Genomic DNA, 16,893 nt, shown 5'->3' with positions numbered 1-16,893 from the left:
GTCCTCGTCACAGGGGGCGCGGGCTATATTGGCTCGCATGCCTGCCGCGCCCTGGCCGCCGCCGGCTATCAGCCCGTCGTTTATGACAATCTCTCGACAGGTCATCGCAGCTTCGTTGCCGGCCCCCTGGTGACCGGCGACCTTCTCGACGGCGCAGCGCTGGCGCGCGCCTTCGCCGATNACAAGATCACGGCGGTGATGCATTTCGCGGCGGCGAGCCTCGTCGGCGAATCCATGACCGACCCGCAGAAGTACTACATCAACAATTTGCAGGGCACGCTGTCGCTGCTCCAGGCAATGCGCAACGCAGATTGCCATCGCATCGTGTTCTCCTCGACCGGCGCCGTCTACGGCAATGCCGATTCCAAGGAGCTGCCGGAAGACTTCCCCTGCGCGCCGATCAATCCCTATGGCGCGTCGAAATGGATGATCGAGCGAATGCTCGCCGATTATCGCGCGGCCTATGGCTTCGGCGCGTTCTGCCTGCGCTATTTCAACGCCAGCGGCGCCGATCCGGCCGGCGGCATCGGCGAACTGCGCGACAACGAGACCCATCTCATTCCGCGCGCCATGATGGCGCTCCAGGGCCATGTCGATTTCGCTGTGTTCGGCGACGACTACGACACGCCCGACGGCACCGCGATCCGCGACTACATCCATGTCACCGACCTCGCCGCCGCGCATCTCGCGGCACTGAAGCTGCTGGAACAAGGACATGCCGGCGGCAGCTTCAATCTCGGCACCGGCTCCGGCTTTTCGGTGCGCGAGATCCTGGGCGCCATCAGGCAGGAGACCGGGCGCGAGGTGCCGCACACCGTCAAGCCGCGCCGCGCCGGCGATCCCACCTATCTGGTCGCCGACCCCTCCGCCGCGCGCAAGGTCCTGAACTTCGTGCCGCGCCACTCCGACCTGCCGACGGTGATCCGCACCGCCTGGGCCTGGCACCAGAAGGCGCATCCGTTCATGCGATTGTGACGCACTAGTCCATTAAGAATCCGGCTCAAGGCAGGCCCTACGGTCGCGCATACTGATCGACCGTACCTGCGACACGTTATCGATGGAGTCGCAGATAGCTAATTGGCGCTTTTTTGTCGCCCGGGGTCAGCAAGACTGAGTGCCGGCTTCTTGGTCTTGCTCAGTCTAAGCACGGCATCTGGACCCAAGGCGTTCGCTTCCCGGCCAACGAGGAGCTGGCCGCGGAGTTCGGCGTGTCACGCGTCACGATCCGGCAGGCCGTCGAGTTGCTTTCAGCCGACGGCGTCATCGAGGCGCAGCGGGGCCGCAGCAGGCGCGGTGCGGCAGGACCGCGGGCTCAAGGTCGAAACTACGCTGTCGGATCTCGCCGACATGTACCGCGGCACTTCGCTGGAGATCGTCAACATCTCGGCGAGCCGCAGCGACGCGCCGCTGTGTCCCGAGGACGGCAAGCCGGCCGAGAGATACGTCTTCATGTGCCGGCTTCATTCGCCACTCGGTCCGTCCGCGGCCAAAACTGGACGTCATGCGATCGGTTGCCTAACTTGGTACAAATCGAGCTAAGCCTGACAAGTTGCTGGTGTTTTGCTGTACCTAGCTCAAATTGGCCCATGATGGATTGGAGCGAGACATCAAGTGTTTCAATTGGTTAGAGGTCGGCGTGTGCATGACGTGTGCACTGGGAGATAAAGAAAAATCCATTGAGGGCAAGTGTCGGCGGTCCTTCCGTTTGTGATGGGTGATGTCCGCAGAACGCCGACCGCAATAGTCCGCGTGGATCGCGTTGCTCGTTGTTGATCTCAAAGACCTCAGTCGGCTGTTCAAGCGCGTTGACCACTTTTGGCGCAAAGGGTGATGCGAACGGAATTCGTCTCCCAGTTGCCTTCCCATACTTCCGGTCGTGCCGTGATGAAGGTCGTTCAGCCCTTCGGGCGCGTGCGGATCATGAATGTTTCATATGAGTATTCGGCGAGTTGCCACCAGAGATTCTCGTCGTTTCGGAAGTCCATCTGTGAATCGTAGATTTTCTTGAAGTCGGGGTTGGACGCGGCCGTCTCGGCATTGATCTCGTTCGATGCCTTCAAGCAGGCTTCCATAATCGACTGGCTGAATGGGCGCAGCATTGTCCCGTTCGCCACAAGGCGCTTGAGCGCTTGCGGATTGCGCGCGTCATATCGCGCCTGAACATCGAGGTTGGCGTAGCCGCAGGCGATCGTGAGGAGCGATCGATAAGCCTTCGGTAGGGCATCCCACCTGTCCCAATTGATGAAGAAGTGCTGCGCCGCGCCGCCTTTCCACCAGCCGGGATAGTAATAGTACCTGGCGATCTTGTGGAAGCCGAGCTTTTCGTCATCATAGGGACCGACCCATTCGGCCGCGTCGATCGTGCCTTTTTCCAGTGCTGGATAGACATCACCGGTCGACCCGAACGAGGCGGGTTCGGGCGCCTCTTACGGCAATGCCGGGACATTGGCTCCCTACGCCTGCCCGCCGGTCGGCAATCCCGATGTTCTGCGGAATCTGCCAAACCTGCTTTTCGACCCGGACAGTCCTCTCACCATCAGGCTGGCCGGTTTGCCAACGCTTATTCCGTGGCTTTCGCGTTTCGTTTGGCATTCCATGCCGGCCCGCGTGCGCCGCAATGGACACACGCTCGCGGGCTTGTTGAAGGAAGCGATGCCGGCTTGGCGTGCGCTCGCCGAACAGGCTCGACTTTCAGACCTTCTTCGCTACGAGGGCTGACTCTATATCTATCAGGGAAAAATGCCGCAAAAAGACAGTGAGTGGGCGCTCGGCTGCGGAACGAACTCGGCGTCCCACAGGAATGGCCGACGTTCGCAGAGGTCGAAAGACTGGAGCCTGCGCTTCCACGCGCGACCGGCGGCCTTTTTTCCGACGCGGCTCATACCATCGATCCAGCCGTGATGACCCGCCGACTGGCGGCCGCCGCCGAGGCGAAAGGTGCTTCGTTCGAACGCGCCCGCGTTGATCGGCTGGAGCCGCAGGACCGAGGACGAATCCGCATGATATGCCATGATCGCACGATCGAAGCGCATACGGTCGTCCTCGCCGCCAGTGCTTGGTCGCAGTCTCTGGCCGAGCAAGGCGGCGATGACATCCCCCTCGATACGGAGCGCGGCTACCACATCGAGTTCGCAATGGATGCCTGTCCGATCAACAGACCAGTCAGTCCGGTCGATCTGGGTTTCTATATCACGCCTTTGGTCGGCCGTTTGCGGGTCGCGGGAACGGTCGAGCTTGGCGGCCTCTCCGCAGCTTCCGAAGCAAATTGCCCTTCTAGAGCGAGGCGTCCGCAAGCTTTTGCCGGGTCTCGGACCCGTTCAATCGCAATGGCTCGGCTTTCGCCCCTTTCTTCCCGATTCGCTGCCCGTCATTGGACCCAGCCGACGCTATCCGAACCTATTCCACGCCTTTGGGCATGGACACCTCGGCACACCTTGGCCGGCGTAACGAGCCGCATTGTCGCAGGCCTCATCGAAAAGCGAAATGACGGTCCGAACCTTAGCGCACTCCGGCCTGATCGGTTTGGTTGAGTGATTTCTCGCGGCTGGGCTGTGCCTCGAGCCGCGCAGCACTCGCGGTTCGCATCATGAGCGGTTATGATGGCGGTCTGACTGGTCGCCACATGCTGCCCACGATAGGCGATCTTCCTAAGCCGTGCGCAGGCACAGCGGGGCGTGCAGCCTATGTTCCCTGCGTGGCATAAGATTTCTGTTGTTCATCGGTTTTGGCGCCTCTAGCATCGAGCCAAAACGGCGTTGAGACACCGCGCCGGGAGGACATGATGCGCTGCATTCGAGCATTGCTGCCGGTTGCGTGCGCGCTTGGCTCGCTGCTGGTCGCGCTGGCGCCGAGCCATGCGCAGGGCATTCCGCAAAACATCCCGAGAAAGGATTTGCTGATCCTGGAAAACCCGGAAGGAACCGTCAAGAACGCGGGCTGGTTCAACATCTGGGCGATCAATGCCGGATCGCAGTCGAACGGATTGCAGCAGGTCGCGCTCGATACGCTTTGGTACATCGATCCCGAGAGCGGCCTCGACGGCGTCTGGGACAATTCGCTGGCTGCCGACAAGCCGCAATACAACGCCGACTTTACCGAAATGACGGTCAAGCTCCGCAGCGGCATCTTCTGGAGCGACGGCGTCGAATTCACCGCCGACGATGTCGTCTCGACGGTGGCGACTCAGATCAAGAATCCGGGCATGCGCTTCAGCGCGGTGCTGTCGAGCAACGTCGCATCCGTTGATGCACCGGACGCCCATACGGTTGTGTTCAAGCTCAAGAAGCCCAATTCGCGCTTCCACGCCAATTTTACGGTGCGCTGGGGGGCGGTGTGGATCTTGCCCAAGCACGTCTTCGACAAGGTCGAAGATCCCGTCAAATTCGATTTCAACAAGCCGATCTCTCTCGGCGCCTACGTGCTGCACAGCTACGATCCGGAAGGCAAATGGTACATTTGGCAGCTCCGGGACGACTGGCGGCGCACCACACTGGCGCGTTTCGGCAAGCCCGGTCCGAAATACCTCGCCTATGTCGATCCTGGCCCGCCCGAGAAGCGGGTGATCGCGCAGCTTAATCACGAACTCGACGTGATCCACGATATCGCGCCGGAGGGCATGTTTGCCCTGGCGAAGCAGAGCAAGGCGGCGCGGGCATGGTTCAAGGGTTTTCCCTATGGCCACCCCGACCCGACGCTTCCAGCCGTGATCTTCAATACCCAGAATGAGACTTTCAAGAACCCGGATGTGCGATGGGCTCTGGCGCTGTTGATCGACATCAAGGCGGTGGCGATGGCGGCCTATCGCGGCGCCGCCACGATATCGGCGATCGGGGTGCCGCCGACCGGAACGCATCCGGCAACATATCATGGGCCGATGGAGGAGTGGCTCAAGGCCTTCGAGGTCGATACCGGCAAGCGCAGGATCAAGCCCTACGATCCCACGATCGGAAAGCAGATTGTCGATATGCTGCGGCCGTCCATGGCCGAGCAGATCCCATCCGATCCTGCGGAGATTGCCAAGGCGTTCGGCAGAGGCTGGTGGAAGACCGATCCGCAGGCAGCGCAGGAGCTTCTGGAAAAGGCCGGTTTCAGCAAACGGGGCGGCACCTGGATGACGCCCGACGGAAAGCCGTTCGGCGTCCGCGTCATGGTCGAAGGCGATTTGCGCCCAGTGATGACCCGCGCCGGAACGATGATTGTGCAGCTATGGAAGCAGGCGGGCATCGATGCCAAGATCGATGTCGCGCAGGGGACGCTGCCCACGCGACGGGCGGCCGGCGATTTCGACACCTTCATCGGCTGGAGCGTCGAAACCTGGGGCGGCCACCAGGACTTGTCCTACTTCCTGGACAGCTGGCATTCGCAGTTCGTCGCCGAGCCAGGAAAACCGCAGCCGCTCCGCAATTGGCAGCGCTGGTCCAATCCCGCGCTCGACAAGATCATCGAGGAGATCCGGACGGTCGGCTTCGATGATCCGAAGTCGATCGAGCTCGGCAAGGAGTACGTCAAGCTCGCCGTGAAGGAGATGCCCACCATACCGTTGATGGCTTACAACGTATTCACCGCAATGGACCAGACTTACTGGACCGGCTTTCCGACCTCGGAGAATCCCTACACCAATCCAGTGCCGAACTGGGGCAATTCGCGCTACATGTTCGTCAGGCTGAAGCCGGCCAGTTAGGATGCGATGACACAAAAGCGACCTCATTTGCCGTGCTTGGATGAGCGACTTTGGCGGACATCCCTGGTGCTCCCATGAGCGGATACCTCGCCTATGTGGGCCGGCGGTTCGGGCAGTTTCTGCTGGTTGTCTTCATCGGCATCAATATCGCTTATGTCGTCACCCATGCTTCGCCGATTGATCCCGTCGAGCAGTCGATCTCGGCAGTGACCTCCTATGGCAACACCGCCCCGGGGGCGATCGAGCAGATGCGCAACTCTTTGCGCGAGCTCTATGGTCTCAGCGGCACGCCCGTTGAGCAATACCTTCTGTTCTGGAAGCGGATACTGCGCGCCGATTTCGGTCCCTCGATGTCAGCATTTCCAACTCCCGTGGCCACCCTGGTCTGGCGGGCGTTGCCCTGGACGGCGGGACTCCTCGCGGTTTCGACCCTTGTCGCCTGGGGGCTCGGAAATCTACTGGGCGGACTTGCCGGCTACTACCGACAGAGCCGCGGTCTGAAGTTGATGGGGATGATCGCCATGGGCCTCCATCCGATTCCTTATTATATTCTGGCGATGCTCCTGCTGATCGTTTTCGGCTTCCTTTGGCCGGTGCTTCCGATCACCGGCGGTTCGGCGATGAATCTGCCCCAGACATTTACATCCGAGTTCGTTGTTAGTGTGCTTGAGCACGCAATCCTGCCGGCGCTCTCGCTGATCCTGATCGGCGTGGGGAGCTGGTTCCTCGGCATGCGCTCGCTGGTATCCAATGTCCTGGCCGAGGACTTCGTCGTCTATGCCGAACTCGCCGGCGTGAGATCCTGGCGTATCCTGACATCCTACGTGATGCGTAACGCACTCGTGCCGCAGGTGACGGGGCTTGCCATGTCGCTGGGCGGAATCTTCAACGGCGCCGTGATCACCGAGAAGGTGTTCGGCTATCCGGGTCTCGGCTCGCTCCTGGTCGACGCCGTCTATGCCGGAGATTACGGGCTTGTCCTCGGCGTCACCACCATCTCGATCCTCGGCGTGTCGATCGGCGTGCTCGCCATCGATCTTCTGTATCCGCTGCTCGATCCCAGGGTGAAGGTCAGCTGATGGCCATCCTCCTGCGCGACCTGCTGCGTCATAGTCCTGAATTCCGGATCGGCGCGGTGCTGGTCGCCTGCGTTCTGCTGCTATCCATGCTGGCGAGCTTTTCGCCCTATCCGCCGGAGATCGTGTATGTGGTCCCGCCCGATCTGCCGCCATCGCTGACTTACTGGTTCGGCACCACCTCGCGTGGCCAGGACGTATTCTGGCAACTGAGCTTCGCCATCCGAAATACGTTGTTGTTCGGATGCACGGTTGCCCTGATCAGCCGCCTGTTTGCCCTCATGATCGGACTCATAAGCGGCTACAAAGGGGGGTGGATCGATCGCGCCCTGATGTCGGTGAACGATACTTTCATCGTCATTCCTCTGCTGCCGATCCTGGTGCTGTTCTATTTCATGATGCGCGACCGCATCTCCTGGCTGATGCTTGCGCTGATCATGGCCTGTTTTGGCTGGGCCTATGACGCCCGGCTGATCCGTTCGGTGGTCATGAGCCTGAAGGCACGCGAATTCGCCCAGACCAGCCTTTTTTCCGGGATGAGCACGCGGCAGCTTCTGACTGGGGAGCATCTGCCCTATGTCATGCCGATCGTATTCTCAACCACCATGAACAACATGGTGTGGTCGATCGGACTTGAGGTGACGCTCGCGGTGCTCGGTTTCACCGACATCAACACGCCGACGATCGGGGGCATGATCTATTGGGCCAACCAGCACACCGCAATGGTGGCAGGAGTCTGGTGGTGGATCGCCTTTCCGACCATCACGGTGATCATGGCGTTTATCGGGCTCTTCCTGCTCGCGGTATCGGCGAACGCCTACATCGATCCACGAAGCCGCCTCTGGAGCATGAAAGGGGCCTCGTGATGCACGCCAACGCTCAGCACGCGCCCGCGCCCCAAGGCGCCCAGCCGATTCTCCGGGTTCGCGATCTGCAAGCCCATTACCGGACCAGCCACTTCGGCGTCAGACGCGGCGTCAAAGCGGTCGACGGCGTCAGTTTTGCTGTTCGTCGTGGTGAGATCTATGGGCTTGCCGGAGAATCCAGTTCCGGCAAGACCACGCTGATCAAGAGCATCGCAGGGGCGATCAGACCGCCGCTCGAGATCGTGGGCGGCAGCGTGGAGTTTGCATTCCTGCCCGGCTATGGCGGATTGCACCGCGCGCCGCCAGTGGACGTGGCGCGGATTCGCTGGCGGCATCTGTCTTATATCATGCAGGGATCGATGAACGTGCTGAATCCGGTTCGCCGTGTCCGATCGGCGTTCGTCGATTTCGCATACCCGCATATCGGCGGCAGCCGGAAGCAGTTTGAGCAACAGGTGATCGCCCATCTGGCGCGGGTCAGGCTCGACCCATCGGTGCTGGCGGCCTTCCCGCATGAGCTCTCCGGGGGCATGCGTCAACGCGCCACGCTTGCGCTCGCAACGCTTTGCCGTCCTGATTTCATCATCGCCGACGAGCCTACGACCGCACTGGATGTGGTGGTGCAGAAGGAGGTGCTCGGCATGATCCGGGGCATTCAGCGAGAAAGCGGCTCGTCAGTCCTGTTCGTCACGCATGACATGGGCGTGCATGCGCACATCACCGACCGCCTCGCCATCATGTATGCCGGGCGCCTTGTGGAAGAGGCCGCAACCGCGGAGATCTTCCGGAATCCGCTTCACCCTTACACCAGGCATCTCATTTCCAGCCTTCCGCGCATCGGCGACGATGCTCCCCGCGAGGGACTTGGCGGCGCCCCGCCCAATCTCGCCGATCCCCCGCCCGGATGCCGATTCCATCCGCGCTGCCCGCTCGCAACCGAGATTTGCAAGCTCCAGGTCCCTGCCATGCTGGAGGCCGACACCGGGCATCGCGTTGCCTGCTTCGCCGTCAACCAAGGCAGCCGCGCATGAACGATCTGCTCCTCGACATCTCCGAGGTCAGCAAGACCTTCGTCCGGGGAGGGCTATGGTCGAGGCAGAAGATCGCTGCGGTGAACGAGGTGAGCTTCCAGCTTGCTGCCCGACGACCAGCGATCTTGGCGATCATCGGGGAATCCGGGAGCGGCAAGACGACGCTGGCACGGATGATCCTGAACATTGAAACGCCGACCAGCGGCAAACTGGTGCTCGATGGCATCGACCTTGCTGCCATTCGAAACAGCGCCGGTCGTATGGCCTTCATGCACAAGGTGCAGCCGATCTTTCAGAATCCCTTTGAGTCGTTCAACCCGCTGAAGCGGCTCGATCGATATCTGTTCATGACGCGGCGCCGGTTTTCCGGTGTGGCCGGCGAGGGGGCAGCCGAAACGACCGTTGATGACGCGCTGCACAAAGTCGGGCTCTCGCTCAAGGAGGTGCGCCATCGATACCCGCACGAGCTGTCCGGCGGACAGCTTCAAAGGGTCGCAATCGCCCGAGCGCTTCTGGCCGAGCCGAAACTGATTGTCGCGGATGAGCCGGTGTCCATGATCGATGCGTCGCTGCGCATATCTGTCGTCAATCTGTTCAAGACACTGCGGGACGATCTTGGGATATCGATCATCTATGTCACGCATGATCTGGCTACGGCCTACTACATCAGCGACCGCATCATGATCATGCAGAAGGGCCGCGTCGTCGAAAGCGGCGATGCGAGAACGGTGCTGAAGGCGCCGCAGCACCCCTATACGCGCCAATTGCGCGAAGCCGTGCTATTACCTGAGGTCGCCGATGTCGCGGCTGACGTATCTCTCAGCATGAACGATCTCACCAGCCCCGAGGCACCCGAGAGAAGAACATGAGGAAAGCAAGAGTTCTGATCGACCGCGACTTCGCCATCGGTCACACCGATCCTCGCCTGTTCGGTGCGTTCATCGAGCATTTGGGCCGGTGCGTCTATGGCGGCATCTACGAGCCCGGCCATCCGGCCGCGGATGAGAAGGGCTTTCGCAAGGATGTGCTGGCGCTGGTGAAGGAGCTTGGCCCGACGCTCATTAGATACCCCGGTGGCAATTTCGTGTCGGGATACAATTGGGAGGACGGCGTCGGGCCGCTGGAGGCGAGGCCGGCGCGCCTGGACCTTGCCTGGTTCAGCACGGAGCCAAACAGCTTCGGCAGCAACGAATTCATCGACTGGTGCAAGGCCGCCGCCGTCGAGCCGATGATGGCGGTCAATCTCGGCACCCGCGGCGGCGATGCGGCGCGCAGCCTGGTCGAATACTGCAACCATCCGGGCGGAACGGCCTGGTCGGAGCTGCGCCGCAAGCACGGCTGGGACAAGCCGCATGACATCAAGCTGTGGTGCCTCGGCAACGAGATGGACGGACCTTGGCAGATGGAGCACAAGAGCGCCGCCGCCTACGGTGCGGTCGCCAGCGAAGCGGCCAAGATGATGCGCTGGGTGGATCCGACCATCGAGCTTGCTGCGTGCGGTTCGTCGGGGCGCAACATGCCAACCTTCGGCCAGTGGGAAGATACGGTCCTCGAGCACACCTTCGATCATGTCGACTACATTTCGCTCCATACCTATCTCAACAATTACAGGCAGGACACAGCATCGTTTCTCGCAAGTCCCGACCTGATGGACAGCTTCATCGAGGAGGTCGTCGCCTTGGCTGATGCGGTTGCGGCCAAGCGGCGTTCCAACAAGCGTCTCATGCTGAGCTTCGACGAATGGAACGTCTGGTATCGCACGCGCCGCAGCCGGGCCGACCGGGTGAAGGAAGGCTGGCCGGTGGCACCGCCGATCCTCGAGGAAATCTATACGATGGAAGATGCGCTCGCCTTCGGCGGCGCCTGCATTTCCTTGCTCAATCATGCCGATCGGGTAAAGGTCGCTTGCCTTGCGCAACTCGTCAACGTCATCGCGCCGATCATGACCGAGACGGGCGGGGGCGCGTGGCGCCAGACCATCTTCTTTCCTTTCGCGCATATGAGCCGCTTCGGCCGCGGCAAGGTCCTGCGCACGCAGGTTGAGTCGGACAGTTACGATTCGTCCTACTATGATCCTCGAGGTGTGCAGGAGCTAACCTTCCCGGTGTCCAACGTGCCTTATTTGAAGGTCGCCGCAGTTGCAGGAGAGGGCGGCGGTCTTTCGATTTTTTTACTTAACCGAGACCTGAAGCGGGATATGCAGGTCGATGTCGAGGCACGCGGTTTTGGCCGTTTCGCTGTTTCCCAGGCGATTGAATTGCGCCACGACGATCTCCAGGCGACAAACACGAAGGACGCGCCGGAGCGGGTGAAGCCGACGCCGCTGCAGGAGGGGACCATCGAAGGTGGCCTGCTACGAGTGCATCTAAGCCCGGCGTCATGGAACGTGATTCATTTGTCGGTGCACTGACAGACAGCAGATCCTAGTTTACAGACCTGCTGCCCTTAGATTGCGGAAACGCCCCAACTTCGACAGCAAATCGGAACCGAGAGGGACCCGCCAAGCTCATGACAGTCGGAGCGGAGGCGAGGGCTAAGGATGAGAATGACATCGACGCTTAGGCCGGGTAGATGCCCATGAATTCACTTTCGACCGTGCTGCTGTGCCACGAAACCCACCTCAGGCCGCCCCCTGCTGAGTTGGCAACGTGAACTGAAACACGGCCCCGCGGGCTTGGTTGTCGCTCGCCCACAGGCGTCCGTTGTGGGCCTCAATGATTGAACGGCAGATCGCAAGTCCCATGCCCAAGCCGTCAGGCTTGGTGGTGTAATAAGGATCGAAAACATGCCCGAGCGTCTGTGGATCGAGGCCTGGCCCGGAATCAGCGACTCGGACCAACACGATGTTTGCGTCGGTCGCGGCGGTGGTGATGAGCACGTCTCTTGTCCCTTCGATGGTGGCCATAGCCTGCATTGCGTTGACAATCAGGTTGAGAAAAACCTGCTGCAACTGCACGCGGTCCCCCTCGATCGGCGACAAAGTCTCCGCAAGTTCTATCCTCACCGAAGTGCCGGTTTTCAGCGCTTCGCTATGGGTTAGAACGAGCACTTCCCGTATCACCTCGTTGAGATCCACACGCCCCTTTCGCGGCGGCGCTTTTTGGAAGAGTTCACGAATCCGACCAATCACTTCACCGCTGCGATGCGCGTCGTCGGCGATTTGACGTATTGATAACCGCGCGTTCTCGATATCAGGCGCCTTCCGAGCCAGCCAGTTCAGCGCCGCACCCGCGTTGATGGCAATAGCGCAGATGGGTTGGTTGACCTCATGGGCGATGGAAGAGGTAAGCTGACCCATAGTGGCGACCCGGTTCGCGTGCGCCAACTCAAGCTGCATTCCCTGATAGCGCCGCTCGCTCTCGCGCGCTTCGGCTTCCGCCCGCTTGCGTTCTGTCAGGTCAAGGACGAAGGAGACGCATTCGTCATCGGATCCCGCCAGCGAGGCGGAGCCGATGAGAACAGGAACGCGGCTTCCGTCCTTTCTGAAGAACTCCTTCTCGTGCGGCGCGATCTGCCCCCACAACCGGAGATGTTCGATCCGCTGCGTATCCTCGTTCCGGTATTCCGCCGGGGTCATGTCCTTCCAGCGGATCGCGCCCGAAACCAGTTCCTGCCTGGAATATCCGGTCATGTCCAGGAAGGCATCGTTTGCGTAGCTGATATCGCCGCTGCCGTCCCAGAACAGTATTCCGATGATGTTGGAATCGACGAGACGCCGGATGCGGGCCTCGCGCTCCTGAAGATCGCGGTAGAGGAGAGTGTTCTCCAGAGAAATCGCTGCCTGAGCGGCCAGCAGGTCAAGCACCGCAACACGATCGGGCGTGAAGGCGTGCGTCGTCAGTGTGTTCTCCAGATAGAGCAACCCGGTGAGCTTGGCCTGCTTCATGAGCGGCAGGCAGAGGATCGATCTGGGATGCCGTCGATGGACGTACTCTTCGCCGTAAAGCGGATCAGGCTGCGTCGTATCATCGACGATGAGAGGCTTTTGCGAGCGAATGACGTAGCGCAGCAATGGCTCCGGGCAATCGGGTGCGGAGAGGGGTGTCCGGTGCATCACAACCGCAAACTCGTCGCCTTTGGATTGGCCCTCCGCCTCGATCCAGAAGTCGGCATGCCGCGACAGGATCAGCAAGCCGCGATCGGCGCCTGCGTTCTGCAGCGCGATCTTCATCAGTGTTCCGATGAGCTTCGGCAGCTCGATTTCACTGGAGACGGCCTGTGACGCCTTCACCACGGCGGTGACGTCCATTTGCCCGGCGGTCAGGCTCCCCGCGGACCTGCGGTCCTCTGCAACGTGGAGGTGAGGATAGAGGCGTTCGAGTTGTCTTACTTTGGCGTCAGCTCCCCAGCGGAGAAATCCGTAGTGAGCATCGCGTAGATAGGCATAGGCGATCTTCTCGATCCCGCGCATTGCGTAGAAGCGTCCGGCAAGTTCGTTCGCGATTGCTTCATTCTGAACAAATCCGCTAGCGCGCGCCGAGGCGATCGCGCGGTCATAGAAGCGCATCGCATCGAGTTCGCGACCTTCGATGCGCGCAATCTCCGCCGAGATGAGAGTGGCACGGTCAGCAAAATCCTCCGGGCAGATCTCGGCCCATTGCTGAAGCTGGCGATGGTGGGTAGCCAGGTCGTCGAGATGCAGGGCTCGTTCGCTTGCCGCTGAGGCCTCGCCGAATGCAGCCTGTGCCAGCGCAGCATAGAAGTGAAACTCGACCCGGTCGAAGAGGGCTTTCGAGGTCCACAGGAGCCGACCGCCCTGCGCCACCGCCGCGATCGCAGCGGGGTCGTCGGTGAGGACCAGAGCCTGAAGCTTGCGCACCCAGTACCAGAATCCGGCCTGCTCCAGATGTGGCTCCGCCTCGAGCCGACGTTCAAACTGAAGCTCGTTGAACTCGGCATCATCAAAGCAGCCGAATTTCGTGGTGAGTCCACGCAGTGTCCGGATCAGCTGGAGCTGTCCGGCAATTCGATCCGCCGCCAGCTCAACGCACGCCCGGCGTGCGAAATCGAGCCCGGCCTCGGCCTCCCGCTGCACGTCGGCGAGTGGATCTCCGCAGGCGAGAAGATGTGTCAAGAGATGGTGACGGGTAAAGCTGGCGTAGTTGATGTCGCCGACCTGCTGCGCGGCGTCGAAGGCGCGCCGGAGCCACGGGCGGCCCGTCCTCACATGTCGCGTCCAGCTGCCAAAGCCAAGATAGACGCGAGCCTTGAACCGATCCAGCCCCGGTCGTTCGACGAGGTCGAGGCCGAGCTGGGCGAAGCGGTAGCCTGCAGCATAGTCGCCAAAGTCAGGGCCAAGCACGGTGCCGAGCACGATGTAAGCGAGGCAGGAGGCGTCGGAGTTGCCGTATTCCGTGCTCAGATTGGCCATGCGTCCGATGATGAGACGGCGCAAGCGCTCGTCGATGAACCAGGCGGGTGAGACCAGGACCGTGAGAACGTCCATCGTTCCGCGCGCGACCGGATCGGCCATCTGGGGCAGGTCGAGAAGGGCCTCGATCGGACGCTCACCGATCTGTCGCCACATCCGCTCGAATTCCCGCCCGACCTCCTCCGATGTGGGATGCGCGGACCAGGCGATGCCGACGCGCCGCAAATAGTCGAGGGCAATTTCGACGTCGCGATCGCTGGGCTCCATGCGGAGCCGCGTGACAGCCGCGAGATCGGGCAGAGCGGCTGCGCGGCTCGCCAGCTCGGCAAGGCGCATTTTCGCCGCTGCCTGCTCACCAGCGACGAACTCGCATTCGGCCCGCTGTAGCGCCAGGGCAAAGCTAAGCGCGTAATGCTGCTCCCAGCGATCCTCCGGGAGCATGGCCTCACCGGCGGTGAAGTGAGCGAGCGCCATGGCAAAGGCGGGCGCCGCCTTGGCGCGCCGGCCGGCCAACAGGTTCAGCTCCGCCAGCTTCACGCGCTCCTCGCCCGCGGTGATCAAGGCTGCGCCGCGGTTGAGTTGGCTCACGATCTCGAAGACATTTTCCTCGATTGCTCCCGATGGGGTTCGGGCCGCGAACAGTCGGCCAATGCGCAGATGGGCCGCAGCCCGTTCTTCCTCCGGAATCAATGCGTAGGCCGCCTCCTGGAAGCGGTCGTGGACGAACCGATAGGCGTCGGCCTGAGGCTCCACGAATTCGTGGAGGACGGCAGGCCACAGGTCTGCGTGGACCTGCTCATCTGACGTGCTGAGGACGATCGAAAGCACCGCGACCTCGGCGATATTCCCAAGACAGGCCATCTGCTGCAAGGCCGTGCGCGTCGCGACGGGAAGCCGGGTGAGCTTTCCCAGCATGAGGTCGATGACGTTGTCGGTGTATCGCTTGGCGTGGATCCGATCGAGATCCCAGGACCAGTGCGGTGCATCATGGTCGAACGCAAGCAGTCCTTCCTCGACCAACGAAAACATGAACTGGATGGCAAAGAACGGGTTGCCACCGGTTTTCTCATGCACGAGCTGCACTAGCGGTGCGGCGTGCTGGCGTTCGCAGTGAAGTGCGTCCTCAAGCAACTGGCCGAGATGCCGGCGGCCGAGCGGCGCGAGCGTGATCTCCACGACCCGTCCACCCCGTGCCCTGATGGCCTCGCGCATGCGCATCACGGGATGAGCGGAATCCACCTCATTATCCCGATAGGCGCCGATCAGCATCAAGTGCTTCAGATTCGACCGGGTCAGCAGTTCCTCGAGTAGCTCGAACGTCGCCATATCGAGCCATTGCAGATCATCGAGAAACAGCACCAGCGGATGTTCGGATCGGGCAAAGAGGCCGATGAATTGCTCGAACACGCGGTGAAAGCGGCTTTGGGCGTGCTGGAGCGGCAGCTCGGGAACAGCCGGTTGTTCGCCGATGATGGCCCTCAGGTCCGGGATCAGGTCCACGACGAGCTGTCCGTTTGGACCGAGCGCGCTCAGGAGATCATGGCGCCACTCGCCCAGCTCGGTCTCGCTCTTGCCCAGGAGGGGCCGGACGAGGGTCTGGAACGCCTTGGTGAGCGCCGCGTAAGGGACGTCGCGCTTGTGCTGGTCGAACTTGCCCGATGCAAACAGCCCACGCGAGGGCACCAGCACTTTATGGAGCTCGTTGACAACAGAGGATTTTCCGATCCCGGAATATCCCGAGACCAGCGCCAGCTCGGGCGTGCCGCTCTTGACGATGCGCTCGAACGAGGCGAGCAACATCGCGCCTTCGTGCGTTCTTCCGTACAACTTCTCGGGAACGAGCAGCCGGTCGGGCGTATCGTGCTGGCCCAGCGGGAAGTCGTCGATGTGCCGTCGAAGCTCCCACTCCGCAAGGCAGTGCTGCAGATCCTTCTCAGCGCCGGCTGCAGTCTGATAGCGCTCCTCGGCCATCTTGGCGAGCAGCTTCATGATGAGCCTGGAAACCGCAGCAGGGATGTTCCCGGATCGCTTGATCGGCGGCTCCGGCTCTCTTGCGACGTGGCAGTGCACCCACTCCATCGAATCGGACGCGGTGAATGGAAGCGAGCCGGTGACCATCTGGTAAAGCGTGACGCCGAGTGAGTACAGGTCACTTCGGGAGTCGATCGAGCGGTTCATGCGTCCGGTCTGCTCGGGCGACATGTAAGCGAATGTGCCGGCGATCGACTCGGGCGTGGCCGGGGACTGCCGTTCGCGTAGACGGCGCGACGCGATGCCGAAGCCGGTGAGGTGTACGCTGCCGTTGCTGCGGTTCACCAGGATATTTGCTGGTTTGATATCCTTGTGCACCAGACCGCGCTGGTGGACTTTGCTCAGGGCCGCGGCAATCTGGATCGCCAGGCGCAGGAAGCTCCCCATCTCCATGGGAGCGTCCATCAGCCAGGTGAGCGGCTCGCCACCGAGATCTTCGAGGACAAGAATGGTGCGGCTGCGATCTTGCACAAGCTCCAGCGGCTTCGCCGCCCAGGCACTGTCCAGCTCATCCTTCAGCGCAAATTCGTGCGAGAGCCGATCAAGGCTGTGCTGCGTTGGATGTTCCGCCGCCGGAACGACGGCCAACACAACCTGTCGCTCACTGTCGATGCTTTCGCGGCAGGTTCGGCACAGGAGAATCCCTTCCTCGTCGCACAGAACCTGCGGACCTTGGGCCCAGCCAGCGCCCATAAACGATGAAAGGTTCATGCCGGTAAACCATGCCGCGGCCGAGCCGAATAGGGCTCGCCCGGTGCGCCGCATTATCCTCTACAGAGCCGCTCCGATGCCTACCGAACCTTCGTTTCTGCACGTGCGAGGTATGAGGGGTAGGACG

At 61.5% G+C, this 16,893-nt stretch carries 10 protein-coding genes and 2 pseudogenes; 9 read left to right on the top strand and 3 right to left on the bottom strand.

Annotated features, from left to right (window positions below; all coding sequences use genetic code 11):
* The coding region (gene galE, locus A3M7_RS0114855) for a UDP-glucose 4-epimerase GalE (protein WP_027544641.1) at positions 1-975 on the top strand (975 nt) is incomplete at its 5' end.
* A 272-nt stretch (positions 976-1,247) separates the two neighbouring features.
* Here the strand turns inward: galE and A3M7_RS50470 are convergent.
* Positions 1,248-1,451, bottom strand: coding sequence for a hypothetical protein (locus A3M7_RS50470; RefSeq protein WP_027544640.1), 204 nt, complete (start codon positions 1,449-1,451; stop codon positions 1,248-1,250).
* Positions 1,452-1,895: 444 nt separating this feature from the next.
* Positions 1,896-2,393 (bottom strand): annotated as a pseudogene (locus A3M7_RS46535) (TRAP transporter substrate-binding protein); the annotation flags it as partial.
* Positions 2,394-2,445: 52 nt separating this feature from the next.
* Between A3M7_RS46535 and A3M7_RS44175 the strand changes: the two are divergent.
* The 8 genes and pseudogenes from A3M7_RS44175 (at position 2,446) to A3M7_RS0114810 (ending at position 11,063) form a co-directional block, all read left to right on the top strand.
* Positions 2,446-2,718 (top strand): hypothetical protein, encoded by a 273-nt coding sequence (locus tag A3M7_RS44175; protein WP_049823414.1) that lies wholly within the window; start codon positions 2,446-2,448, stop codon positions 2,716-2,718.
* 41 nt (positions 2,719-2,759) lie between these two features.
* A pseudogene (locus tag A3M7_RS51245) lies at positions 2,760-3,447 on the top strand (NAD(P)/FAD-dependent oxidoreductase).
* Positions 3,448-3,781: 334 nt separating this feature from the next.
* Positions 3,782-5,680 carry an ABC transporter substrate-binding protein gene (locus tag A3M7_RS0114835; protein WP_027544638.1) on the top strand — a complete coding sequence of 633 codons (1,899 nt, stop codon included), beginning with the start codon at positions 3,782-3,784 and terminating at the stop codon, positions 5,678-5,680.
* Positions 5,681-5,754: 74 nt separating this feature from the next.
* On the top strand, positions 5,755-6,759 hold the full coding sequence (locus tag A3M7_RS0114830) for an ABC transporter permease (protein ID WP_027544637.1): 1,005 nt from the start codon (positions 5,755-5,757) through the stop codon (positions 6,757-6,759).
* Positions 6,759-7,622, top strand: coding sequence for an ABC transporter permease (locus tag A3M7_RS0114825; protein ID WP_027544636.1), 864 nt, complete (start codon positions 6,759-6,761; stop codon positions 7,620-7,622). Before A3M7_RS0114830 ends, A3M7_RS0114825 begins: the two co-directional genes overlap by 1 nt.
* Positions 7,622-8,653 carry an ABC transporter ATP-binding protein gene (locus A3M7_RS0114820; RefSeq protein WP_049823412.1) on the top strand — a complete coding sequence of 344 codons (1,032 nt, stop codon included), beginning with the start codon at positions 7,622-7,624 and terminating at the stop codon, positions 8,651-8,653. The genes A3M7_RS0114825 and A3M7_RS0114820 overlap by 1 nt, the downstream gene beginning before the upstream one ends.
* Complete coding sequence (locus tag A3M7_RS0114815; RefSeq protein ID WP_027544634.1) at positions 8,650-9,522, top strand: ABC transporter ATP-binding protein; 873 nt, start codon at positions 8,650-8,652, stop codon at positions 9,520-9,522. Before A3M7_RS0114820 ends, A3M7_RS0114815 begins: the two co-directional genes overlap by 4 nt.
* Positions 9,519-11,063 (top strand): alpha-N-arabinofuranosidase, encoded by a 1,545-nt coding sequence (locus A3M7_RS0114810; protein ID WP_027544633.1) that lies wholly within the window; start codon positions 9,519-9,521, stop codon positions 11,061-11,063. The genes A3M7_RS0114815 and A3M7_RS0114810 overlap by 4 nt, the downstream gene beginning before the upstream one ends.
* Positions 11,064-11,273: 210 nt before the next feature.
* Here A3M7_RS0114810 and A3M7_RS44170 read toward each other — a convergent pair whose 3' ends face one another.
* Complete coding sequence (locus A3M7_RS44170) at positions 11,274-16,820, bottom strand: ATP-binding sensor histidine kinase (protein ID WP_245284247.1); 5,547 nt, start codon at positions 16,818-16,820, stop codon at positions 11,274-11,276.
* Positions 16,821-16,893 lie beyond the last annotated feature (73 nt).

It is taken from the genome of Bradyrhizobium sp. WSM2254, assembly GCF_000472645.1.
Taxonomy (GTDB): domain Bacteria; phylum Pseudomonadota; class Alphaproteobacteria; order Rhizobiales; family Xanthobacteraceae; genus Bradyrhizobium; species Bradyrhizobium niftali.
This window is presented reverse-complemented; position numbering and strand designations above follow the sequence as displayed.

Coding starts and splice junctions, on each gene's coding strand:
- A3M7_RS50470 (WP_027544640.1), bottom strand. CDS start 1,451: ATGAAGACGTATCTCTCGGCCGGCTTGCCGTCCTCGGGACACAGCGGC.
- A3M7_RS0114835 (WP_027544638.1), top strand. CDS start 3,782: ATGCGCTGCATTCGAGCATTGCTGCCGGTTGCGTGCGCGCTTGGCTCG.
- A3M7_RS0114830 (WP_027544637.1), top strand. CDS start 5,755: ATGAGCGGATACCTCGCCTATGTGGGCCGGCGGTTCGGGCAGTTTCTG.
- A3M7_RS0114825 (WP_027544636.1), top strand. CDS start 6,759: ATGGCCATCCTCCTGCGCGACCTGCTGCGTCATAGTCCTGAATTCCGG.
- A3M7_RS0114820 (WP_049823412.1), top strand. CDS start 7,622: ATGCACGCCAACGCTCAGCACGCGCCCGCGCCCCAAGGCGCCCAGCCG.
- A3M7_RS0114815 (WP_027544634.1), top strand. CDS start 8,650: ATGAACGATCTGCTCCTCGACATCTCCGAGGTCAGCAAGACCTTCGTC.
- A3M7_RS0114810 (WP_027544633.1), top strand. CDS start 9,519: ATGAGGAAAGCAAGAGTTCTGATCGACCGCGACTTCGCCATCGGTCAC.
- A3M7_RS44170 (WP_245284247.1), bottom strand. CDS start 16,820: ATGCGGCGCACCGGGCGAGCCCTATTCGGCTCGGCCGCGGCATGGTTT.